General features: G+C 50.2%; 21 protein-coding genes. 8 read left to right on the forward strand and 13 right to left on the reverse strand.

Annotated features, from left to right (window positions below):
• Window positions 1–46 precede the first annotated feature (46 nt).
• The 5 genes from A1SC_RS16360 to A1SC_RS16340 all read right to left on the reverse strand — a co-directional run bounded on the left by A1SC_RS16360 (window position 47) and on the right by A1SC_RS16340 (window position 7539).
• Entirely contained in the window at window positions 47–1210 is a 1164-nt protein-coding gene (locus A1SC_RS16360; protein ID WP_016262047.1) for a multidrug effflux MFS transporter, read from the reverse strand.
• Window positions 1211–1218: 8 nt separating this feature from the next.
• On the reverse strand, window positions 1219–2592 hold the full coding sequence (locus A1SC_RS16355; protein WP_000946209.1) for an efflux transporter outer membrane subunit: 1374 nt from the start codon (window positions 2590–2592) through the stop codon (window positions 1219–1221).
• A 3-nt stretch (window positions 2593–2595) separates the two neighbouring features.
• On the reverse strand, window positions 2596–5703 hold the full coding sequence (locus A1SC_RS16350; RefSeq protein ID WP_000492824.1) for an efflux RND transporter permease subunit: 3108 nt from the start codon (window positions 5701–5703) through the stop codon (window positions 2596–2598).
• Window positions 5703–6824, reverse strand: a complete 1122-nt coding sequence (locus tag A1SC_RS16345) for an efflux RND transporter periplasmic adaptor subunit (RefSeq protein ID WP_016262048.1) — start codon at window positions 6822–6824, stop codon at window positions 5703–5705. The genes A1SC_RS16350 and A1SC_RS16345 overlap by 1 nt, the downstream gene beginning before the upstream one ends.
• 148 nt (window positions 6825–6972) lie before the next feature.
• Window positions 6973–7539 (reverse strand): TetR/AcrR family transcriptional regulator, encoded by a 567-nt coding sequence (locus A1SC_RS16340; RefSeq protein ID WP_000202112.1) that lies wholly within the window; start codon window positions 7537–7539, stop codon window positions 6973–6975.
• A gap of 423 nt (window positions 7540–7962) precedes the next feature.
• Between A1SC_RS16340 and fabI the strand changes: the two genes are divergently transcribed.
• The 3 genes from fabI (at window position 7963) to rnb (ending at window position 12035) form a co-directional block, all read left to right on the forward strand.
• Window positions 7963–8751 (forward strand): enoyl-ACP reductase FabI, encoded by a 789-nt coding sequence (gene fabI, locus A1SC_RS16335; RefSeq protein WP_000506507.1) that lies wholly within the window; start codon window positions 7963–7965, stop codon window positions 8749–8751.
• A gap of 142 nt (window positions 8752–8893) precedes the next feature.
• Entirely contained in the window at window positions 8894–10033 is a 1140-nt protein-coding gene (locus A1SC_RS16330; protein WP_016262049.1) for a CMD domain-containing protein, read from the forward strand.
• Between the two features lie 67 nt (window positions 10034–10100).
• Window positions 10101–12035, forward strand: a complete 1935-nt coding sequence (gene rnb / locus A1SC_RS16325) for an exoribonuclease II (RefSeq protein WP_016262050.1) — start codon at window positions 10101–10103, stop codon at window positions 12033–12035.
• Window positions 12036–12097: 62 nt separating this feature from the next.
• Here the strand turns inward: rnb and A1SC_RS0121425 are convergent, their stop codons facing one another.
• Window positions 12098–12220, reverse strand: coding sequence for a hypothetical protein (locus A1SC_RS0121425; RefSeq protein WP_000323866.1), 123 nt, complete (start codon window positions 12218–12220; stop codon window positions 12098–12100).
• A gap of 53 nt (window positions 12221–12273) precedes the next feature.
• Between A1SC_RS0121425 and pdeR the strand changes: the two genes are divergently transcribed.
• Entirely contained in the window at window positions 12274–14259 is a 1986-nt protein-coding gene (pdeR, locus tag A1SC_RS16320; RefSeq protein WP_000849463.1) for a cyclic di-GMP phosphodiesterase, read from the forward strand.
• Here pdeR and A1SC_RS25620 read toward each other — a convergent pair.
• Window positions 14241–14369, reverse strand: coding sequence for a hypothetical protein (locus tag A1SC_RS25620; protein ID WP_214678595.1), 129 nt, complete (start codon window positions 14367–14369; stop codon window positions 14241–14243). The two genes, pdeR and A1SC_RS25620, sit on opposite strands and share 19 nt — an antisense overlap.
• 38 nt (window positions 14370–14407) lie before the next feature.
• On the opposite strand from A1SC_RS25620, the gene yciZ reads away from it, so the two are divergent.
• The 3 genes from yciZ to osmB all read left to right on the forward strand — a co-directional run bounded on the left by yciZ (window position 14408) and on the right by osmB (window position 15906).
• Window positions 14408–14581, forward strand: a complete 174-nt coding sequence (gene yciZ, locus A1SC_RS16315) for a YciZ family protein (RefSeq protein ID WP_001288366.1) — start codon at window positions 14408–14410, stop codon at window positions 14579–14581.
• An 88-nt stretch (window positions 14582–14669) separates the two neighbouring features.
• Window positions 14670–15419 (forward strand): DNA-binding transcriptional regulator YciT, encoded by a 750-nt coding sequence (locus A1SC_RS16310; RefSeq protein ID WP_016248751.1) that lies wholly within the window; start codon window positions 14670–14672, stop codon window positions 15417–15419.
• 268 nt (window positions 15420–15687) lie between these two features.
• The gene (osmB, locus tag A1SC_RS16305) at window positions 15688–15906 is read left to right on the forward strand and encodes an osmotically-inducible lipoprotein OsmB (RefSeq protein WP_000498252.1); all 219 of its coding nucleotides are present in this window, start codon (window positions 15688–15690) and stop codon (window positions 15904–15906) included.
• 127 nt (window positions 15907–16033) lie between these two features.
• On the opposite strand, the gene yciH is transcribed toward osmB, so the two are convergent.
• The 5 genes from yciH to pgpB form a co-directional block, all read right to left on the reverse strand.
• Complete coding sequence (gene yciH, locus A1SC_RS16300) at window positions 16034–16360, reverse strand: stress response translation initiation inhibitor YciH (RefSeq protein ID WP_016248752.1); 327 nt, start codon at window positions 16358–16360, stop codon at window positions 16034–16036.
• Complete coding sequence (gene pyrF, locus A1SC_RS16295) at window positions 16360–17097, reverse strand: orotidine-5'-phosphate decarboxylase (protein ID WP_000176253.1); 738 nt, start codon at window positions 17095–17097, stop codon at window positions 16360–16362. The genes yciH and pyrF overlap by 1 nt, the downstream gene beginning before the upstream one ends.
• 192 nt (window positions 17098–17289) lie before the next feature.
• Window positions 17290–18459, reverse strand: coding sequence for a lipopolysaccharide assembly protein LapB (gene lapB, locus A1SC_RS16290; protein WP_000891363.1), 1170 nt, complete (start codon window positions 18457–18459; stop codon window positions 17290–17292).
• A 6-nt stretch (window positions 18460–18465) separates the two neighbouring features.
• Entirely contained in the window at window positions 18466–18774 is a 309-nt protein-coding gene (gene lapA, locus A1SC_RS16285) for a lipopolysaccharide assembly protein LapA (RefSeq protein WP_000876278.1), read from the reverse strand.
• A gap of 148 nt (window positions 18775–18922) precedes the next feature.
• Window positions 18923–19687: a phosphatidylglycerophosphatase B gene (pgpB, locus tag A1SC_RS16280; protein WP_016262051.1), complete on the reverse strand. Its 765-nt coding sequence runs from the start codon at window positions 19685–19687 to the stop codon at window positions 18923–18925.
• 169 nt (window positions 19688–19856) lie between these two features.
• On the opposite strand from pgpB, the gene ribA reads away from it, so the two are divergent.
• Complete coding sequence (ribA, locus tag A1SC_RS16275) at window positions 19857–20447, forward strand: GTP cyclohydrolase II (RefSeq protein WP_001176295.1); 591 nt, start codon at window positions 19857–19859, stop codon at window positions 20445–20447.
• 63 nt (window positions 20448–20510) lie between these two features.
• On the opposite strand, the gene acnA is transcribed toward ribA, so the two are convergent.
• Entirely contained in the window at window positions 20511–23186 is a 2676-nt protein-coding gene (gene acnA, locus A1SC_RS16270) for an aconitate hydratase AcnA (protein WP_016262052.1), read from the reverse strand.
• Window positions 23187–23272 lie beyond the last annotated feature (86 nt).

Genomic DNA, 23272 nt, shown 5'->3' on the forward strand with positions numbered 1-23272 from the left:
TCTGACAGGGGGAAATCCCCGTCAGAATGAGGCATTCATTAATCCATTACTTCTGACTGTCGATTCTGGTGAGAGCAACCAGCAATGCCAGCGTGTAACACACCGTAATCGCCAGGCTCATTTTTAACAGAGTTTCCCCACCTACTCCCGATAACGGCGCAGCTATACCGCCAAAGACAAACATACTCATCCCCATCAGCGCAGATGCCGTTCCTGATTCTTGCGTCCCTACAGCACTCATTGCCTCAGCCCCACCAACAGTGCCTATGCCGCTACAAAATGCGATGGTGAAAAATAATGCCACCAGTGCCGGAATGGGTAACTGCAACCATGCACATAAGACAGTGAGCAATGCACACAGAATCGCCGCTACCAGGCCGCCTCTCAACAATTTCATCGGGTTAAGTCGTCGGGCCAGTCGTGAGAAGATCCATGAAGCGATGATAAGCCCGATGCCGTTAAGGCCAAACACCAGGCTGAATTGCATTGGGCTAAAGCCAAATTCTTTCTGTAATACGAAAGACGAAGAACCGATGTACGCAAACAAGCCAGCCAGCATAAAACTTTGAATCAGGCAAAAACGCATGAAACGGCGGTTCTGCACCACACTTCGTCCGGTTAATAGTAATGATGAGCCCCTTTTATTTTCTGGCAATGTCTCATGGATAAATAACAGACAGCCCAGCAACAGTACGGTGCTAATTTCAGCCATTACCCAGAATAAAGTGCGCCAGTCAAAGGTGCTGACAATGTAACCTCCCAGCACTGGCGACAATACCGGAGCCAGGCCATTCACCGTCATTAACAGTGCAAAGAACTGGGTCAGCGTTACCCCCTGATATTTGTCACGAGCAATAGAACGAGAGAGCACCGAACCACCTGCCCCCGCGATCCCCTGAATAAAACGCCAGACCACCAGCCAGTAAATATTGTTAGTTGTCGCGCACAAAATGGAGGAGACAATAAACAATAGTAACGACAAGATTAACGGGCGTTTACGCCCTATTTTGTCGCTCAGAGGGCCAAATAACAGTTGCCCTACGCCAAGACCGATTAGTGACGCGGTCAACGTCAATTGCGTTATGGTCGTGGTTGTCGCCAGTTGCTCCGACATCTCAGGTAATGCGGGCAAATAAAGGTCAGTACACATCGGGCCGATACCGGCTAAAAGACCAAGAATCAATGCCCATGAAAGAGAGACTCTAGCCATACTATTCCTTACTTAAGTGATGACATGCCGCCGCCCAGCGACTGCCAGAGTGTTACCCGGTTTGTGAAATCAGTCAGTTGCAATGCCAGTAACGCCTGCTGTGCGCTCCACAAAGTGCGTTGTGCCGTCAACACGGTCAGGTAATCACCGACACCGGCCTGATAGCGGCGCAGGCCAATATCGACCGTTTGTTGTTCAGCTTTAACATACTGACGCTGTGCATCCAGTTGTTCTTCAACTGTTGCTCTACGAGCCAGCGCGTCAGCAACATCTTTGAAAGCGCTCTGAACGGTTTTCTCATAGGTGGCAATAAGCCCGCGCTTTTGTGCTTCTGCGTAACGAAGCTGCGCCAGATTACTACCGCCGGTGAACAGCGGTAATGTTACCGAGGGCGCAAATGACCAGACCTGCATTCCGTGGCTGAACAGCGACGATAATGCGTCGCTGCCGACGCCAGCACTTGCAGTCAGCGAAATCGTCGGGAAAAAGTTAGCCCGCGCGGCACCAATATCAGCATTGGCGCTCTTCAGATTATGTTCCGCTTCCTGGATATCCGGGCGACGCAGCAAAACGTCAGATGACACTCCCGCAGGAACCAGGCTTATCATCTGCTCCGGCAGGCTTTCCAGTGTTCCCGGTAGCAGATTTTCCGTAAGTGTTGTACCCGCCAGTAAGTTCAGGGCATTTTTATCCTGCATCACTTGCGTCTGATAGCTGGCAACGCTGGCGCGCGCCTGCTGATAGATACTCATCGCCTCGCTGACATCTGTCGCTGCCGCCGTGCCAACCTGCTGCTGGCGCTGGATAATTTTCAATGAGTTCTCTGCGCTGGCCATCGTTTCTTTTGCCAGAGCCAGGTTGCTGTTATCGGCCGCCAGGGTCAGCCAGGCGGTGCTGATTTCGGCAATCAGCGTTAAACGGGTGTTCTGGGCTGTAAATTCACTGGCAAGCCAGGTTTCTCGCGCTGCCCGTGACAAACTCTGATTACGACCAAACAGATCTAACGTAAAACTGGACACCGTACCGTCAGCCTCAGCAGTGGTCCCCGTGCCATTCGCCAGCGAACGACTGCGGGTCGAACTTAAGGTTGCATTCACCGTCGGGAATAACGACGCATTAGTTTGCCCATAGAGCGCCCGCGCTGAGTCAATATCAGCAATCGCTTTTTGCACATCGCGGTTACTGTTCAGTGCAATGGTCACCACTTGCTGCAATCGGGGATCGTGGATCACCTGTTGCCAGTCATGGCTGATTGCCTTCCCCTGCCCCTGTGCTCCCGGCAAGCTCGCCGGGATTGGGGATTCGGGCGTGCTGTAGTGGGGATCGAGCGAGACACATCCCGCACTCAACAGCACCAGAAAAATTAGAGAACGACGCAACATAACTTACTCCTGACGGCGCGGTTTACCGGCAAACAAACGTTTAACCAGCACAAAAAACAGAGGAACGAAGAAGATGGCCAGTAATGTAGCGGTCAGCGTACCGCCAATAATGCCCGTACCAATGGCGATGCGGCTGTTCGCACCTGCACCGGTCGCCATCGCCAGCGGCATAACCCCTGCAATAAACGCCAGCGAGGTCATGATGATTGGACGTAAACGGGTCTGCGCCGCGCGTAATGCCGCACGACTCAGGGAATAGCCCTCAGCAACCGCCGCTTCGGCAAATTCCACAATCAGAATGGCGTTTTTCGACGACAAACCGATAGTGGTTAATAGCGCCACCTGGAAGTAAACGTCGTTGTTTAAATCACGCATCCAGGCCGCCAGCGCCGCACCGAGCAGCCCCAGCGGGATCACCAGAATGACCGAGAACGGAACTGACCAACTTTCGTACAGTGCTGCAAGGCAGAGGAAAACCACCAGAATAGAGACCGCATACAGACTCAGTGCCTGACCGCTGGCCAGTTTCTCCTGCAATGACAAGCCACTCCAGGCCCAGGTTGTCCCTGCCGGAAGGTTGTTTGCCAGAGCTTCCATTTTTGCCATCGCGTCGCCAGAACTAAAACCACTCGCGTTTTCCCCCTGAATTTCATAAGCCGCGGAGCCGTTGTAACGCACCAGTTTTTCCGGGCCATAGATCCAGCGCGTAGTAGCAAAAGCAGAGAATGGCGTCATGGCGTTATCGCTACCACGCACAAACCATTTCCCTAAGTCTGACGGCGCAGAACGAAACTCACTGTCGCCCTGAATGTAGACTTTTTTCACACGGCCACGGTCAATAAAGTCATTCACATAAGTACCGCCCCACGCGCTGGCCAGCGTATCGGTGACATCACTTAAACTCAAACCCAGCGATACAGCTTTATTGTTATCAATATCTACCTGCAATTGCGGCATTTGCGGCAGGTCATTGGCACGTACAGAAATCAGCTCAGGGCTTTGATTAGCCTGTTCAATCAACTTGTTACGCATTTGAAGTAAGGTTTCACGGTCAGTAGCACCACTTGCCATTAATTCAAACGTAAAACCATTGCTATGCCCCAGACCATCAACCGCAGGTGGAGTCATGGCAAATACCGTAGCATCACGAATTGCCCCCAACTCTTTGGTTGCCCGTAAGGCAATGGCCTGGGCGGTATTTTCTGCACCCTTACGTTGTGACCAGTTTTTCAACGAGACAAACGCCATCCCGGTGTTCTGCCCGCTACCACTAAAACTAAAACCATCAACGGTAAAAATGACATCAGTGTTTGCTTTTTCGTTTACCAGGAACCAGTCAACAATCTGGCGGTTTACTTCTGCTGTACGAGCTGCGGTCGCTCCGGCTGGCAGCGTGTACTGCACCATGATTTCGCCCTGGTCTTCAGTGGGTAAGAAACTGCCCGGCAGTTTCCACATCATCAGAGCCATTCCACCGCCCAGCACGACATAGACACCCATAGCCCGCACCGCACGACGCAAAACATAAAGGACGCCATGCTGGTACTTTTCTTCAGTACGACGGTAAAAGCGGTTGAATGCGCCGAAAAAACCTTTTTTATGCGGTGGAACATGATGGAGGACAGAACCACAAAGCGCAGGAGTCAGCGTTAATGCGACCACCACGGAAAGCAGCATGGCGGAAATAATGGTTATCGAAAACTGACGATAAATTACCCCCGTAGATCCCCCAAAGAACGCCATTGGCAGAAATACGGCAGACAGTACCAGAGCAATAGCAACCAGAGCGCCAGAAATTTCGCCCATTGATTTTTCCGTTGCTTCACGCGCAGGCAGTCCTTCGTCACGCATAATACGTTCGACGTTCTCCACCACCACAATGGCATCGTCCACCAACAGACCGATCGCCAGTACCATTGCAAATAACGTCAGGGTATTAATCGAATAGCCAAACAACGCAAGAACGCCAAACGTCCCCAGCAAGACGACCGGCACGGCTAACGCTGGGATCAGCGTAGCGCGCAGGTTTTGCAGGAATAAATACATCACACAAACCACCAGTACGATGGCTTCAAACAGCGTCTGAATTACGTCCTCTACGGAGATTTTAATAAATTCAGTGCTGTCTTTTGGGTAAGCGATGTCGTATCCCTGTGGCATGTTGCGCTGAAATTCTGCGATTTTATCCTTTACCAGCGTCGCCGTATTTAACGCATTCGCTCCCGGTGAGAGCATCACGGCTACCCCTGCGGCCGGATGACCGTTCAACTTACTGATGGCGTTATAATCTTCGCTACCCATCTCAACGCGAGCCACATCCTTGATGCGAACAACCGCGCCGTCTGACTGGCTTTTAACAATGATATTTTTAAATTGCTCAACGGTTTGCAAGCGTGACTGAGCACGAACTGTTGCCGTCAATTGTTGCGTGTTCGATGACGGTAAAGCACCGATTTTCCCGGCAGTAACTTGCACGTTTTGCGCTTCAATTGCACTTTGTACATCGGATGGCATCAGCGAGTATGAGGCCAGTTTGGCTGGATCAAGCCAGATGCGCATCGCATATTCAGCCCCAAAAACTTGCAGACTCCCTACGCCTTCAACACGCGCCAGCGGGTCCTGAAGATTACTCACCAGCCAGTCAGCAATATCGGAACTGGTCGCTTTGTCGGTAGTGTCATATACGGCAGCAATCAGCAAAAAGTTGCTTTGTGATTTCTCCACCGTGACACCGGTTTGCTGTACTTCGCTCGGTAAACGTGACTCTGCCTGCTGTATTTTATTTTGTACCTGCACCTGCGCGGTATCAGGGTCAGTGCCTTGTTCAAACGTCACATTAATACTGACTGAGCCATCCGAACTACTGGTGGAACTGAAGTAGAGCAAATTATCCAGCCCGGTAAGTTGTTGTTCGATAACCTGAGTTACGCTGTTTTCCAGCGTTTCGGCAGAAGCACCGGTATAAGTAGCTGAAATTCTGATGGTCGGCGGCGCAACATCAGGATATTGCGCGACGGGTAATGTGCGAATGGCCAGAATCCCCGCCAACATAATCAAAATGGCGATAACCCAGGCAAAGACGGGTCTGCGAACAAAAAAACGCGAAAACATCAGGCATTGCCTCCATTAGCCTGAACCTCAACGGCCTTGACGGTCTGCCCTGAAGTTACTTTGGCGGAACCTTCGACAATCAGTCGGTCACCGTTGTGCAGGCCGTTCAACACCAGCCATTTATCACCGTAGGTTTCTCCCGTTTCGAGCGTGCGCTGCTCTACTTTATTGTCTTTATTCACCACCAGCGCGGTAGCATTACCTTTAGCATCACGCGTAACACCTTGTTGCGGCGCGAGAATAGCGTTTTCCATCACGCCTTCATCGACACGAGCGCGAACAAACATACCCGGTAACAACTGCTGCTGTGGATTAGGGAAAATCGCCCGTAATGTTACCGAACCGGTAGATTCATCAACGGCCACTTCGGTGAGTTCCAGCCGACCTTTTTCGCTATACGTTGTACCATCTTCCAGGATAAGTGAGACGCTCATGGTATCGCTGTTGGTTGCCAGCGACTGTTTGCGCAGACGCAGTAAATCGACACTGGAGCGAGTGAGATCAACATACATCGTTTCCAGACCACGAATAGTCGTTAACGCCGTATCCTGCAACGCGGTTACCAGTGCGCCAGGCGTCACCGACGAAATGCCTATGCGCCCGGAAATCGGCGCGGTGACCGTGGTCCAGTCAAGATTAATTCGCGCGGTTTCCAGTGCAGCTTTTTTCGCTTCTACACTGGCTTTATCTTGTGCACAGGTAGACTGAGCATCATCAGCATCCTGTTGTGACACGCCGCTATCTTTCACCAGTCGGGCATAACGCTGCGCTTTCTGGCAATCGGCTTTTACCAGTGCCTGCGCCTGTTGCAACGCAGCACGGGCTTCATTCCATGCCGCCCGATAACTGGCCGAATCAATCTGGTAGAGCGGCTGTCCGGCCTTAACCAGATCACCTTCCTTAAACAAGCGTTTCTGGATAATTCCCCCAACCTGCGGACGTACTTCAGCACTGAGTGCCGCACTGGTGCGCCCGGTTAATTCACTGACTACAGAAACCGGTTGAGATTTGAGCGTAACAACGCCCACTTCTGTTTCCGACGGGGATGAATTGTTATTTTGCGTATTATCACAACCAGATAAGAGCAGCATTGCCACTACAGACGTTGCTATATACTTCATTATTTTCTCCAGGGTGAACAATACCCTCCTCATTAAAATTAATGAGGATATGTCAGGGATATTCAGATATAACGAACCCGCATCGCGAAATAAATTTCGCAATGAAATAAGGGGGATTAATATCCCCCGCTATCGGTTAATTCTGTTCTTATTTATTTATCAACATACTAATAATATCCTGATATATTTCCTGCAGACGTTGTGGATCGCTTTTTTGCGGTGTTAAACGACGATAAACCGTACCTTCCATCATAGTGGCGAGCACCTCAACGCAACAACGAATGTGCTCATCGCTAAGATGGGGATGCATTCTTTTCATATGCGCACAACCGTTAGCGAACATTCTGGCGTCAGCTTCCTCGAGCATTGCCATCACCCGCGGGTTGCGTGTTGCTTCTGCGGCCACTTCCAGCATCAACGCGTCGTCGTCTTCATTTAAGGATTTCCGCAAGGCAAGGACTTCCGGGAAGCGATCGGTACGCGCGTCAATGTCCATCTGAGCAATACGAAAGTCGATGATACGGCGAACCATCTCTTCAATAATGGCGTCTTTATTGGCGAAGTAACGGTAGATCTGCCCGACGCTAAGCTGAGCTTCGCTGGCAATTTGCGACATACTGGCGGCATGAAAACCGCAGCGATGAAAACACCGACGGGCGGCGTTGATGATTTCATCCTGGCGCTGTTTGTGACGTATCTCCAGCTTGCTCGTCATTTCTGTCTCCTGGCCTTCCACTTAGTGAGAATGATCATTCTCATTTTGGCTAATTATACGTTTCTCCAAAGTAATGGAAAGTATTTTTATCTTATTCATGATGCATATTCTGATAATGAAGAGATTGTGGAGATTCTGTGAAGATGGTTGAAATATTACGTTGATGTCAGTTCATCAGAGAAAGGCAGCGACGTGTTGTCGCCAGATTCTATGAGATATTCCCATAACCTGCCCCTGAAGATGTCAGGATCAGATAGAACAAAATGTTCTGTACTGTAGCTTCTCCCCCGTACAGAAAGCGCAACTATAGCCACCCACAGCCAGGTTGATTATAATAACCGTTTATCTGTTCGTACTGTTTACTAAAACGACGAATCGCCTGATTTTCAGGCACAACAAGCATCAACAATAAGGATTAAAGCTATGGGTTTTCTTTCCGGTAAGCGCATTCTGGTAACCGGTGTTGCCAGTAAACTGTCCATCGCCTACGGTATCGCTCAGGCGATGCACCGCGAAGGAGCTGAACTGGCATTCACCTACCAGAACGATAAACTGAAAGGCCGCGTAGAAGAATTTGCCGCTCAATTAGGTTCCAGCATCGTTCTGCAGTGCGATGTTGCCGAAGATGCCAGCATCGACACCATGTTCGCAGAACTGGGTAAAGTCTGGCCGAAATTTGACGGTTTCGTACACTCTATTGGTTTTGCACCTGGCGATCAGCTGGATGGCGACTATGTTAACGCCGTGACTCGTGAAGGCTTCAAAATTGCCCACGACATCAGCTCTTACAGCTTCGTTGCAATGGCAAAAGCTTGCCGTTCTATGCTGAATCCGGGTTCTGCCCTGCTGACTCTTTCCTATCTGGGCGCTGAGCGCGCTATCCCGAACTACAACGTTATGGGTCTGGCGAAAGCGTCTCTGGAAGCGAACGTGCGCTATATGGCTAACGCGATGGGTCCGGAAGGTGTGCGTGTTAACGCCATCTCTGCTGGCCCGATCCGCACTCTGGCCGCTTCTGGCATCAAAGACTTCCGTAAAATGCTGGCACACTGCGAAGCGGTTACTCCGATTCGTCGTACGGTTACCATTGAGGATGTGGGTAACTCCGCAGCGTTCCTGTGTTCCGATCTCTCTGCCGGTATCTCCGGTGAAGTGGTTCACGTTGACGGCGGTTTCAGCATCGCTGCAATGAACGAGCTGGAACTGAAATAATCGTTCTGTGGGTAATGATGGGCGGCGTTGCGCCGCCCATTTCTCTGTTATACCTTTCTGATATTTGTTATCACCGATCCGTCTTTCTCCCCTCTCCGCCTTGCGTCAGGATAACGATTTCCGTTATGACCAAGGAACGCCCATGGAACAACGCCACAGTTCAGGCAAAAGCCACTGGTATCACGAAACGCAATCCAGCACTGCAGAACATGACGTTCTGCCTCTGGTTCCGGAAGCTGCACAGGTTACCGATCCTTTTCTGCTCGACGTGATCCTTGACGAAGAAACACTTGATCCCTTTCATTCGTGGCTGCTCCCGGCGCGTACTCTTGCTGTAGAGCTATTTCCCAATCAGCTTGCGGTGACCCGTTTACAGACATTCACCGCCTATGAACGCCTGTCGACCGCTCTGACCGTTGCTCAGGTCTGCGGCGTCCAGCGTTTATGCAACTACTATTCCGCGCGTCTGACACCGCTTCCCGGACCAGACTCCTCCAGGGATAGTAATCATCGTCTGGCACAAATCACGCAATATGCCCGTCAACTGGCCGGCTCTCCATCGATTATCGACAACCGATCGCGCCAGCATCTTCACGATGTCGGGCTTACCACCTGGGACTGTGTAATTATTAATCAAATTATTGGTTTTGTTGGTTTTCAGGCGCGAGCAATTGCGACTTTTCAGGCTTATCTTGGACAACCTGTACGCTGGTTACCCGGTCTGGACGTGCAAAGCTACGCTGACAGCTCATTTTTTGCTGAAGTATCAACCGGCTGGCGTGCCTGCTACGAAGGGGAAAAATTCTCTGGAGAGCAAGAGACGAATGCTCTCCTGTTGCCAGGCTCTGAACTTCGCCAACTGGCAGCAATCCTGAATCTGCATCCTGCCTCGTTTTCACTCTTTGTGGCGTTGTTATCCAGCCCGTTGGTAACAACAAAATCCAGCCATCAACTTGCTGCTTTACTCAGCGCACGAATTAACGGCAGTGCTGCCTGTTTCACCTCTCTCATACATTCAACATTTGAATATAAAGAAGCAATATCCATTCTGCGTCAGGGCGAAAACGAAATAAACCAGTGGGCTGACTGCCATTTTGTTGAGCGTGCCACGGTTCAGGCGATACAATGGCTGACACGAGCACCCGATCGCTTTAGCGCCGCCCAGTTTAGCCCGTTACTCGAACATGAAACATCATCAGCGCAGGTTATCAATCTGCTGGTATGGAGCGGGTTTTGTGGTTGGATAAATCGCTTAAAAATCGCGTTGGGTGAGACACATTAACCTTGCTGCGTCAGGCAGAATCGCGTAAAACTGTCAGCCGCTCTAATGGCCACCAAAATAGACAATTATGTTTCAGGACAACCCGCTGCTAGCGCAGCTTAAACAGCAACTGCACTCCCAGACGCCCCGCGCTGAAGGGGTGGTAAAAGCCACTGAAAAAGGCTTTGGCTTCCTGGAAGTCGACGCACAGAAAAGTTATTTCATTCCGCCGCCGCAGATGAAAAAAGTCATGCATGGCGACCGAATTATCGCGGTGATCCACAGTGAAAAAGATCGTGAATCCGCAGAGCCAGAAGAACTGGTTGAACCGTTTCTGACTCGTTTCGTGGGTAAAGTTCAGGGCAAGAATGACCGTCTGGCCATCGTGCCTGATCATCCACTCTTAAAAGACGCTATTCCTTGCCGCGCTGCCCGCGGGCTGAATCATGAGTTTAAAGAAGGCGACTGGGCGGTTGCCGAAATGTGCCGCCATCCGCTGAAAGGCGATCGTTCTTTCTATGCCGACCTGACTCAATACATCACTTTTGGTGATGACCACTTCGTGCCCTGGTGGGTAACCCTGGCGCGCCATAACCTGGAAAAAGAAGCACCAGATGGCATCGCCACCGAAATGCTCGATGAGGGTTTGGTTCGTGAAGATCTCACCGCGCTGGACTTTGTCACCATCGACAGTGCCAGCACGGAAGATATGGATGATGCCCTCTTCGCGAAGGCGTTACCGGATGACAAACTGCAGTTAATTGTCGCAATTGCCGATCCAACCGCGTGGATTGCCGAAGGCAGCAAGCTGGACAAAGCAGCGAAAATTCGCGCATTCACCAACTATCTGCCGGGCTTCAACATCCCGATGCTGCCGCGCGAGCTTTCTGACGATCTCTGCTCACTGCGTGCCAATGAAGTGCGCCCGGTACTGGCATGTCGGATGACGTTGTCTGCTGATGGCACCATTGAAGACAACATCGAATTTTTTGCCGCTACCATCGAATCCAAAGCCAAACTGGTTTATGACCAGGTTTCCGACTGGCTGGAAAACACCGGCGACTGGCAGCCAGAAAGTGATGCGATTGCCGGACAAATCCGCCTGTTAGCGCAAATTTGCCAGCGTCGCGGCGAATGGCGTAATAACCATGCGTTGGTGTTTAAAGATCGCCCGGATTACCGTTTTATTCTCGGTGAAAAAGGTGAAGTGTTGGATATCGTCGCTGAACCACGCCGTATTGCTAACCGTATTGTCGAAGAAGCGATGATCGCCGCTAACATTTGTGCGGCCCGCGTGCTGCGCAATAAGCTCGGTTTCGGTATCTATAACGTGCATATGGGCTTTGATCCGGCAAATGCCGAGGCGCTGGCAGCATTGCTGAAAACGCATGGCCTGCATGTTGATGCCGAAGAAGTGCTCACACTGGACGGTTTCTGCAAACTGCGTCGTGAGCTGGATGCGCAACCGACTGGCTTCCTCGACAGCCGCATTCGCCGTTTTCAGTCTTTTGCGGAAATCAGCACCGAACCGGGTCCTCACTTTGGCCTCGGTCTGGAAGCGTATGCCACCTGGACTTCACCAATTCGCAAGTATGGCGACATGATCAACCATCGTTTGCTGAAAGCGATCATCAAAGGCGAAACGGCGACGCGTCCGCAGGATGAGATCACCACCCAAATGGCAGAGCGTCGTCGTCTCAACCGGATGGCAGAACGTGATGTCGGGGACTGGTTGTACGCGCGTTTCCTGAAAGACAAAGCGGGCACTGACACCCGTTTTGCGGCAGAAATCGTCGATATCAGCCGGGGCGGTATGCGTGTGCGTCTGGTCGATAACGGCGCTATCGCCTTTATCCCTGCACCGTTCTTACACGCCGTGCGCGATGAGCTGGTTTGCAGTCAGGAAAACGGCACCGTACAAATTAAAGGTGAAACAGTTTACAAAGTAACCGACGTTATCGACGTCACCATTGCCGAAGTACGCATGGAAACCCGCAGCATTATTGCGCGCCCTGTCGCGTAATCTCTTTTTACGGCCCATTCATTACGGATGGGCCGTTTGCTTTTCCCTTCCCCCACATTCGTTTATCTCAGCAGATTTTTTTTAATGACATCCGTTTGAAAACTGGCGTTTTCCCAAAACTGGATTACAAATAAATATATAAAAAAAACAATACGTTTAACCGCCATTAATTTCATGTAAGCCATATGAACCGTTCATTTAACTGCGGGACTCCGCTGTTAACCGGAGGGTATGCATCATGAAAACCATTAGGGAGTCCACAACGTTGTACAACTTTCTCGGATCGCACAACCCATACTGGCGGTTGTCGGAAAACAGTGATGTTTTGCGTTTTTCCGCCACCGAAACAACGGAACCTGAACGTACTCTGCAGTTATCTGCCGAACAGGCTGCTCGTATCCGGGAAATGACGGTTATCACCTCCAGCCTGATGATGAGCCTGACAGTCGATGAGAGTGATCTTTCTGTTCATCTGGTGGGACGAAAAATCAATAAGCGTGAATGGGGTGGAAACGCGTCAGCATGGCATGACACACCGGCGGTAGCTCGTGATTTATCACACGGACTGTCCTTTGCAGAACAAGTGGTTTCTGAAGCCCACTCTGCAATAGTGATTCTGGACAGTCGGGGAAATATCCAGCGTTTTAACCGGTTATGTGAAGAGTACACGGGGCTGAAAGAACACGATGTCATCGGGCAAAGTGTGTTTAAACTGTTTATGAGTCGTCGTGAAGCTGCGGCATCCATGCGCAATAACCGTGGATTTTTTCGAAACGGCAATGCATATGAGGTAGAAATCTGGATACCCACGCGTAAAGGCCAGCGGCTGTTTCTGTTTCGCAACAAATTCGTGCATAGCGGCAGCGGCAAAAATGAGATCTATTTAATCTGCTCCGGTACCGATATCACCGAAGAACGCCACGCCCAGGAGCGCTTGCGAATTCTGGCTAACACCGACAGCATTACAGGGCTGCCGAATCGTAACGCTATGCAGGAATTAATCGATCACGCCATTAATCAGGTGGATGAAAGTAAAGTCGGCGTGGTTTATCTCGATTTAGACAATTTTAAAAAAGTGAACGATGCCTACGGGCATTTGTTTGGCGACCAGTTGTTACGCGAGGTTTCACTGGCCATTTTAAGCTGTCTTGAGCCGGATCAGGTACTGGCGCGCTCTGGCGGCGATGAATTTCTGGTACTCGCACCAAACACCTCACAAAGTGCCCTGGAAGCAATGGCATCGCGGATTTTGACCCGCCTGCGTCAGCCTTTTCGCATTGGTTTAATCGAAGTTTATACTGGCTGTTCGATCGGTATTTCACTTTCACCGCAACATGGCCCAGACAGTGCGGCAATTATTCGCCACGCCGATACGGCAATGTACAGTGCCAAAGAAGGCGGTCGAGGGCAATTTTGCGTTTTTTCACCAGAAATGAATCAACGGGTATTTGAATATCTGTGGTTGGATACCAACCTGCGTAAAGCACTGGAAAACGATCAGTTAGTTATTCACTATCAACCGAAAATCACCTGGCGCGGTGAAGTGCGCAGTCTGGAAGCTCTGGTGCGCTGGCAGTCGCCCGAACGCGGACTAATTCCCCCACTGGACTTTATTTCCTATGCGGAAGAGTCCGGTCTGATTGTGCCTCTGGGTCGTTGGGTTATTCTTGACGTCGTTCGCCAGGTGGCAAAATGGCGAGATAAAGGCATCAATCTTCGGGTGGCAGTCAATGTCTCAGCACGCCAACTCGCTGATCAAACTATTTTCACTGACCTGAAACAGGTACTCCAGGAACTTAAATTTGAGTATTGCCCTATTGATGTCGAGCTGACTGAAAGCTGCCTGATTGAAAACGACGAGCTGGCGCTTTCCGTTATTCAGCAATTCAGTCAATTAGGCGCACAGGTTCACCTGGATGATTTCGGCACTGGCTACTCTTCCCTTTCTCAACTGGCACGATTTCCTATCGATGCCATTAAACTCGACCAGGTTTTTGTCCGTGATATTCACAAACAACCTGTCTCACAGTCGCTGGTACGGGCAATTGTCGCCGTAGCTCAGGCCTTGAACCTGCAGGTTATTGCCGAAGGCGTAGAAAGCGCAAAAGAAGATGCTTTTTTAACCAAAAACGGCATCAATGAGAGACAAGGATTCTTGTTTGCCAAACCGATGCCCGCCGTAGCGTTTGAACGCTGGTATAAACGTTATCTGAAACGCGCATAAAGAGACGAATATATATATTTAACGGTATATAATTCCATTACATATCGTATTCGTGAATGATAATTAACCTTTGCCGTTAAGCACTTCTCTTTTAGCGGCAATTTTTGCATTATTTATTTTCACCTTTTTTGCCTTAAGGATACCCTTGATGTCTGAATTTGATGCCCAGCGCGTTGCCGAACGTATTGATATTGTGTTAGATATCCTTGTGGCAGGCGATTACCACTCTGCGATCCATAATCTTGAGATACTTAAAGCAGAACTCTTGCGCCAGGTTGCTGCATCTACGCCAGACATCCCGAAGGCACCATGGGAGATTTAACAATCGTGCTTTCAGTTTTCCCTATTTAAGGATGCCCGGCGCGTCAGCATTTTTTATTGAGTATTATAACGTTATAAGAATTACAGCGATGAATTCCCGACAACAAACTATTCTACAGATGGTCATTGACCAGGGTCAGGTTAGCGTAACCGATCTGGCGAAAGCCACTGGAGTTTCCGAAGTTACTATCCGCCAGGATCTCAACACCCTCGAAAAACTTAGCTATCTACGCCGTGCACATGGTTTTGCTGTTTCGCTTGATAGCGATGATGTCGAAACCCGTATGATGAATAATTATACGCTGAAACGTGAACTCGCTGAGTTTGCCGCCTCACTGGTTCAAGCGGGAGAAACCATCTTTATCGAGAATGGCAGCAGTAATGCCCTTCTGGCCCGCACATTGGGTGAGCAAAAGAAAAATGTCACCATCATTACGGTCAGCAGCTATATAGCGCATTTATTGAAAGACGCCCCTTGTGAAGTCATTTTACTTGGCGGTGTGTACCAGAAAAAAAGCGAAAGTATGGTTGGTCCTCTGACACGTCAGTGTATCCAACAGGTGCATTTCAGTAAGGCATTTATTGGTATCGATGGCTGGCAACCTGAAACCGGGTTTACAGGTCGCGACATGATGCGTACCGATGTGGTCAATGCTGTACTGGAAAAAGAGTGCGAAACCATTGTCCTGACTGACAGTTCAAAGTTTGGTGCCGTACATTCTTACCCCATCGGCCCTGTTGAGAGAATCAAACGCGTTATAACCGATTCAAAGATTAGCGCCAGCGATCTGATGTCTTTGGAACACAGTAAATTAATCGTTCACGTCGTTGACATATAATCACTTTCCTTCCTTACGGATGATTTGCTCTAACGCAAATCATCCGCACTAAGATGATTCCTGGTTGATAATTAAGACTATTTACCTGTTATTAACACCCTAACGTTATAAACTTATTATCAGCGATATAACAGGAAGTCACTATCACCTGCGTGATATAACCCTGCGCGCGAGAGGATTTCACGGAATAATTTTACATGGCCTATTCTGAACTATTATAGTTATAGAGAGCTTACTTCCGTGAATCATAAATTCAGGAGAGAGTATTATGTTTGTAACGAGCAAAAAAATGACCGCGGCTGTTCTGGCAATTACACTGGCAATGTCTCTAAGTGCCTGTTCTAACTGGTCTAAACGGGACCGAAACACCGCAATCGGTGCAGGTGCAGGGGCTTTAGGCGGTGCAGTACTGACTGATGGCAGCACGCTGGGTACATTAGGTGGTGCAGCAGTTGGTGGTATTATCGGTCACCAGGTCGGTAAATAATCGTAAATAAATGTCGATTAGCAACTCGCTATTATAATACGCTTGACTCGGTTCAGTACGAAATAACTGAATAATACACACAGTGAAATAAACGAAAGCCACGAAAATATTTCCGTGGCTTTTTTTGTTAACCGCCTGCGAGTTTTACCTTCATCCCTTTCGCTTCAAGCAGTGATTTTAATAAATCACGCTTATCCCCCTGGATTTCGATAATTCCATCTTTTACTGCCCCGCCGCAGCCGCATTTTTTCTTCAGTTCAGCCGCCAGCCTTGTCAGTTCGGCATCATCGAGATCGACGCCGGTAATCAGGCATACGCCCTTACCTTTACGCCCACTGGTTTGCCGTTGGATGCGCACCACTCCGTCGCCTTTTGGTCGTACAGGGGTCGCTTTGGGTTCATCAATACGTCCAGTTTCCGTTGAGTAGACCAGACGGCTGTTAGAATCACTCATCATGCACTCCGTTGTAACGAGGTGTTGATCGCTTTCAGCGTTTGCGCCGGGGCCGCCGATTGCGTTACCGGGCGACCAATCACCATATAATCAACGCCTGCCGCCAGCGCCTGTTCCGGGGTCATGATGCGGCGCTGATCGCCAGCGTCGCTCCCCTGCGGGCGAATACCCGGCGTCACCAGTTTGAAATCCTGACCAAATGCTTGTTTAAACCGCACAGCTTCCTGGGCTGAACACACAACACCGTCAAGGCCGCATTTTTGCGTCAGCGCCGCCAGACGCTCTGCATAATCTGCCGGTGACAGTGTCACACCAAGATCGGCCAGATCGCTGGCTTCCATACTAGTGAGTACAGTCACAGCGATTAATAGCGGCGCATCTTTGCCAAACGGAACCAACGCCTCACGTGCTGCGGTCATCATACGTGCGCCGCCAGAGGCATGAACGTTTACCATCCACACGCCTAAGTCAGCCGCCGCTGCCACGGCGTGCGCTGCGGTATTGGGAATATCGTGGAATTTCAGATCGAGGAAGATATCAAAACCACGTTGTTGCAGTTCACGAACAAACTGCGGCCCAAACAGGGTAAACATCTCTTTGCCTACTTTCAGACGGCAATCGCGTGGGTCGATCTTGTCGACAAACGCCAGCGCAGCGTCACGATTATTATAATCAAGGGCAACAACAACAGGAGAATGAGTAACAGCGCGGGAAGGAGATGAAGCAGTTAACGTCATGACCAGACCTTCTTGATGATGGGCACCGGAAGTGGCGCAAAACAGGTAAACGGCGTGCATTCTACCCGTGGAAATAAAAAATTAACAGTTACGATTTTCCCCCTGCCAGTCTTTTTCTGCTCAGGCGTTACCGAAGCTATTTGTAAAAATAACCCTTAGTATGTTGTAACTAAAGATAGTTTTTTTTATAAATTACAGTCCATCCAGGCCACGAATCGGTTTAATGGTTGACCAGGCACGGCAGGACGGACAATGCCAGTAAAGCGTGTATGCAGTAAAACCACACTTCTGGCAGCGGTAACGCGGCTTACTACGCACCTTCTCGCCCACCATGTCACGCAACACCATCAGGCTCTCTTTGGCGCGCCCTTCTTCCGCTTCGTTAAGGTGGTAATCCATCAACTTGTGGAACACGCGCATCGTCGGATGGCGTTGTAGCTGGCGCGTAATATAGACCTGTGCGGCTTCGCTGCCATCGCGCGCTTCAATGATGTCGGCAAGCATCAGTTCAGCATCTGCCCCCGTATTCTCCTCCACCGCACGCTGGAGAAACTCTGCCCATTCGGCAGTTTTATCCAGTTGCTGATAGCAGGTTTGCAGCATTTCCAGCGTTTCGCTGACCAGCTCTCTGTCCTGGGAGATGACGCGTTGCAGGCTCTCGACCGCTTTTGCGTACTCCCCTTTTGCCATGAAAACACGTCCCATCATAATGGACACGCGGGCACTGTTTTTGTCGGCTGCCGCCCCTTTTTTCAACAAGGCCATAGCGCGATCGAGATCGTCACTGGCCATGTGCTGAAGGGCTAATTCACAGTAGAAATGGGCGATTTCGACTCGCTGTTTATCTTTACCAAGCTTCACCAGGCGTTCTGCAACATCAATTGCTTTCTGCCATTCACTGGTGGACTGATAGATTTGCAACAGTTGTTGCAATGCGCCAACTCGGAAGTCGGTTTCATCAGTCAGTTGATTAAACATATCTTCCGCGCGATCGTATAAACCCGCCGCCATGTAATCACGCCCCAGTTGCTGAATTGCCAGCAGACGCTGCTCATAGGTCAACGAGGCACTTTCCATTAAGGTTTGATGAATACGAATAGCGCGATCGACTTCGCCACGCGAACGGAATAAGTTTCCGAGCGTAAGGTGGGCTTCAACGGTGCCTGTATCCTCTTTCAGCATATCGAGGAACAGATCCACCGCTTTGTCCTGTTGATTACTAAGCAGGAAGTTAACCCCTGCTACGTAATCACGTGACAGGCGGTTGGCTTCATCTTGCTTGTTTTGTTGCGCACTTCTGCGGCCCATATACCAGCCATAGGCAGCGGCTACAGGCAAGAGCAGAAACAACAACTCCAGCATAGAAAGTTATTCCTTCGCTACTGACGAATCAGGCGCTACCGCCACGCCAGTCGCAGGTGAAAGCTGGTTTTCCAGTCGCTTTATTTTACGTTCAGCGCGTGCCAGAGAAACACGAATTCGCAGCCAGAACAGGCCGCAAATCAACCAACCGATAGCAAACCCCGCAGCAAACAATACCGCCAGCAAAGTAGAGATACGATACTCCCCTTGCGCTAACAGATAATTAAACGTTACCTGCTGATCATTCTGCGCACCTAACGTGACAGAAATCACAAAAATCGCTAACACCAGTAAGAAAATGAGTAAATATTTCACATTACTTCCCGTTATGTGGTTAGAGCGAATAAATTATGGTCAACTTACCGCAATAGCCCTTTAAAGTACCATTTTCACGACGTCTGCGAAATGGTAGCCACAATCATTGTTGATGATTTGAGGGTTAAATTCGGAAATTCAACCAGTTTTAACTTTCTTGTTCTCGCTGCGCTATCTCACGATTTTCTTCCGGCGGTGGTGTTAATGGCCCACAAATACGTTGCGCGAGCCAGGTTGCCACCGCCACCAGCGCCCACGAAATCAACGTAGCCACCACCAGATCGCGCGGCCAATGCATCCCCAGCAGCAAGCGGCTTCCCATTACTCCCGTTGCCCAGACCAGCAAGAGCGCAATGGTTAAAGTTCGCCTACGTGGCCACAACAGCCCAACGGCGAGCAAGGCCCAACTGGCGGCAAACATCGTGTGGCCGGAAGGAAAGGCAAACCCCGTCTCTTTCTGCCAATGAGAACGTAAATATTGCGGGATATTTTTTTCTTCAGCCAACTGTTCTTTCACTAAATTACCGCGCTCTGCTCGCTTTAAAGTGTAGAACTCATCAACCGGAATATGATGTGTTTTTTCCAGCCAGATAACAAAAGGGCGTGGCTCCTGAACTTTACCTTTGATCCAGGATTTAACTCCCTGTCCGACAAGAATTGCCGCTGCCAGAATAGCAAATAACATAACTGCGGCTTTGAGGCGAAAACGCAGACACCAGAGAAACCAGCCGAATAAAATAAGATGCGTAATGACGCCCCAGGGCTGAGTGACGGTTTCAGTGACCCAAAAGGCCGCTTTTAACAGCCAACTTTGATCTCCAGGTTGCCAACGCCAGCCAGAAATCCATACCGCTACCGGCATGATAAGTAATAGTGCTGCTCCAACTGCGGTACGTCTGGCAATCGAACGCATGGTCTCTCCTTCCTTATAAGTCTCACAATCATAACTGAAAATGCTCTGACCTGGAAAAATTGACAGATTTGTGCCATTCAGTGAACGATTGACGCGTCGTGATTAGGTGAACACCTTCGCGTTATGGCAAAATAAGCCGATACAGAACCAGCATTATCTGGAGAATTTCATGCAGCTTAAACGTGTGGCAGAAGCTAAACTGCCAACCCCCTGGGGCGATTTCCTGATGGTGGGATTTGAAGAACTGGCAACCGGACACGATCATGTCGCGCTAGTCTATGGCGATATTTCCGGGCATACCCCGGTACTTGCGCGCGTCCATTCCGAATGTCTGACCGGTGACGCCCTGTTCAGCTTGCGCTGCGATTGTGGCTTCCAGCTTGAAGCGGCACTGACACAAATAGCCGAAGAAGGCCGTGGTATTTTGCTGTATCACCGTCAGGAAGGACGTAACATTGGTCTGCTGAATAAAATTCGCGCTTACGCGTTGCAGGATCAAGGCTACGATACCGTAGAGGCTAATCACCAGTTAGGCTTCGCCGCTGATGAACGCGATTTCACTCTTTGCGCCGATATGTTCAAGTTACTTGGTGTCAACGAAGTCCGTCTGTTAACCAACAACCCGAAAAAAGTCGAAATTCTGACCGAAGCAGGGATTAACATTGTTGAACGCGTGCCGTTGATTGTCGGTCGTAACCCAAATAACGAGCATTATCTCGATACCAAAGCGGAAAAAATGGGCCATTTGCTGAACAAATAATCCTCGTTTAATGCAAATTCGGCCTGCTTGCCGGATGCCCCTCATCCGGCAAGTAAAGCACAGTTACTTCAACATATTACGAATGACATAATGCAAAATACCGTCGTTCTGGTAATAGGTTAATTCCGTCGCGGTGTCGATACGACAACGGCACGGCACAACTTCCTGACTCCCCTCCGCTCGCGTTAGCGTCACCGGAACCGTCGCGCCCGGTTGTAGACTTTGTAGATCGGTAATATCAATCTTTTCTTCCCCGCTCAGCCCTAACGTTTTACGCGTCACGCCTGGAGGGAACTCCAGCGGCAGAATACCCATACCAATTAGATTCGAACGGTGAATACGTTCAAACGATTCGGCAATAACCACACGAATACCGAGCAGACGCGGACCTTTTGCTGCCCAGTCACGGCTGGAACCAGATCCATACTCTTTCCCGGCAATCACCGCCAGCGGTGTTTTCTCCTGCTTATAGCGCATCGCTGCATCGTAAATAGAGACAACCTCGCTGGCAGGCAAATGGCGCGTCATCCCTCCTTCAACGCCAGGCACCATTTCGTTACGAATGCGAATATTGGCAAACGCGCCGCGCATCATCACTTCATGGTTACCACGCCGCGAACCGTAGGAGTTAAAGTCTTTACGCTCAACGCCACGACCCTGCAAATATCGCCCTGCCGGGCTGTCGGGCTTAATACTGCCTGCCGGAGAAATATGGTCAGTGGTAACCGAATCCCCCAACATTGCCAGGATTCGCGCACCGTGAATGTCTTCCACTGGCGCTGGTGTTACCTGCATCTCATCAAAGAAAGGCGATAACCGAATATAGGTCGAATCATCCTGCCATCCGTAGGTATCTGATCGCGCAACGTTAATCTCTTTCCACTCCGCCGTACCTTCAAAAACTTCCGCATATTCTTTACGGAACATTTCTGTTGAGACTTGCTCAACCGCGCGAGCAATTTCTTGTGCTGATGGCCAGAGATCTTTCAGATATACCGGATCGCCTTTGCGATCATGTCCAAGTGGATCGGAAGCGAGGTTGATGTTCATATTGCCCGCCAGCGCATAAGCAACAACCAGCGGCGGCGAGGCCAGCCAGTTGGTTTTAACCAGTGGATGAATACGCCCTTCAAAGTTACGGTTACCAGACAGCACCGCTCCAACGGTTAAATCACCTTTTTTGATCGCCGTTTCGATAGGATCGGGTAATGGGCCAGAGTTACCGATACAGGTTGTACAGCCATAGCCTACAAGATTAAAGCCAAGTTCATCGAGATACGGTGTCAGTTTGGCTTTTGCCAGATAGTCAGAAACCACTTTCGAGCCGGGAGCCAGCGACGCTTTAACCCACGGTTGTCGTTTCAGCCCCAGAGTTACGGCTTTTTTCGCCAGCAACCCGGCAGCCATCAACACGCTGGGGTTAGACGTGTTGGTACACGATGTTATTGCGGCAATAACCACTGCGCCATCAGGCAACTGATACTGATGCCCGTTCATAACATAATCGACGGGCTGGCGATCTTTATGCGTGGCATTCACTTCCAGTTCGTTACTGGCGGCAAAAGCTTTTGGTACATCTGCCAGCGCAACGCGATCCTGCGGCCGTTTTGGTCCGGCAAGACTGGCTTCAACGTCATTCATATCCAGTTCTAATGTACTGGTAAAAATCGGTTCATCGCCCGGGTTACGCCACATTCCTTGCGCTTTGGCGTATTTTTCGACCAGTTCGACCTGATCTTCACTGCGTCCACTTAAACGCATGTAATCGAGGGTAACCGAATCTATTGGGAAGAAGCCACAGGTCGCGCCGTACTCCGGTGACATGTTGGCAATTGTCGCGCGATCTGCCAGCGGCAGCGAATCCAGTCCATCGCCGTAAAATTCGACGAATTTACCCACTACGCCATGTTTACGCAGCATCTGAGTGACGGTAAGAACCAGGTCTGTGGCGGTGATACCTTCACGTAATTTTCCGCTGAGTTTAAAGCCCACAACATCCGGGATAAGCATGGAAACCGGCTGACCTAACATTGCTGCTTCCGCTTCGATCCCACCAACACCCCACCCCAACACGCCAAGACCGTTGATCATCGTGGTGTGCGAGTCGGTGCCGACAAGCGTATCCGGGTAAGCAATCCACTCACCGCCCTGCAATTCGCTCCACACCGCTTTACCGAGATACTCGAGGTTAACCTGATGGCAAATCCCAGTGCCTGGCGGCACCACCCTAAAACGACTGAACGCCTGCTGTCCCCATTTCAGGAATACATAACGTTCGTGATTGCGCTCCATTTCCAGGCGCACGTTTTCCTCGAAGGCCTCATCATCACCAAACCGATCGACGGTCACCGAGTGGTCAATCACCAGATCGACGGGTGAGAGCGGGTTCACCTTCGCGGTATCGCCGCCGAGACGTTTTACCGCTTCACGCATCGCCGCAAGGTCAACGACAGCAGGCACGCCGGTAAAGTCTTGCATCAGCACTCTTGCCGGACGGTAAGCGATTTCACGGTCAGCATGGGCATTTTTCAGCCATCCTGCCAGCGCATGTATATCTTCTTCGGTAACAGAGTTGCCATCCTGCCAGCGCAGCAGGTTTTCGAGCAAAACTTTGAGTGACTTAGGCAGACGGGTAATATCGCCCAGTGATTTGGCAGCAAGCGGCAGACTGTAGTAGTGGTAGGTTTTATCTTTAGCCTGCAACGTGTCCTTAGTGGCTTCTCGTAGGGTTGACGACATAGCTCCTCCTTAATGACAGGGTTGCGATACCCTGATTCTCCTCAGGGTGAATATTAAAGATAACACAAACACTGCGTAACGATTTG

It is taken from the genome of Escherichia sp. KTE52, from assembly GCF_000408325.1.
GTDB lineage: Bacteria > Pseudomonadota > Gammaproteobacteria > Enterobacterales > Enterobacteriaceae > Escherichia > Escherichia marmotae.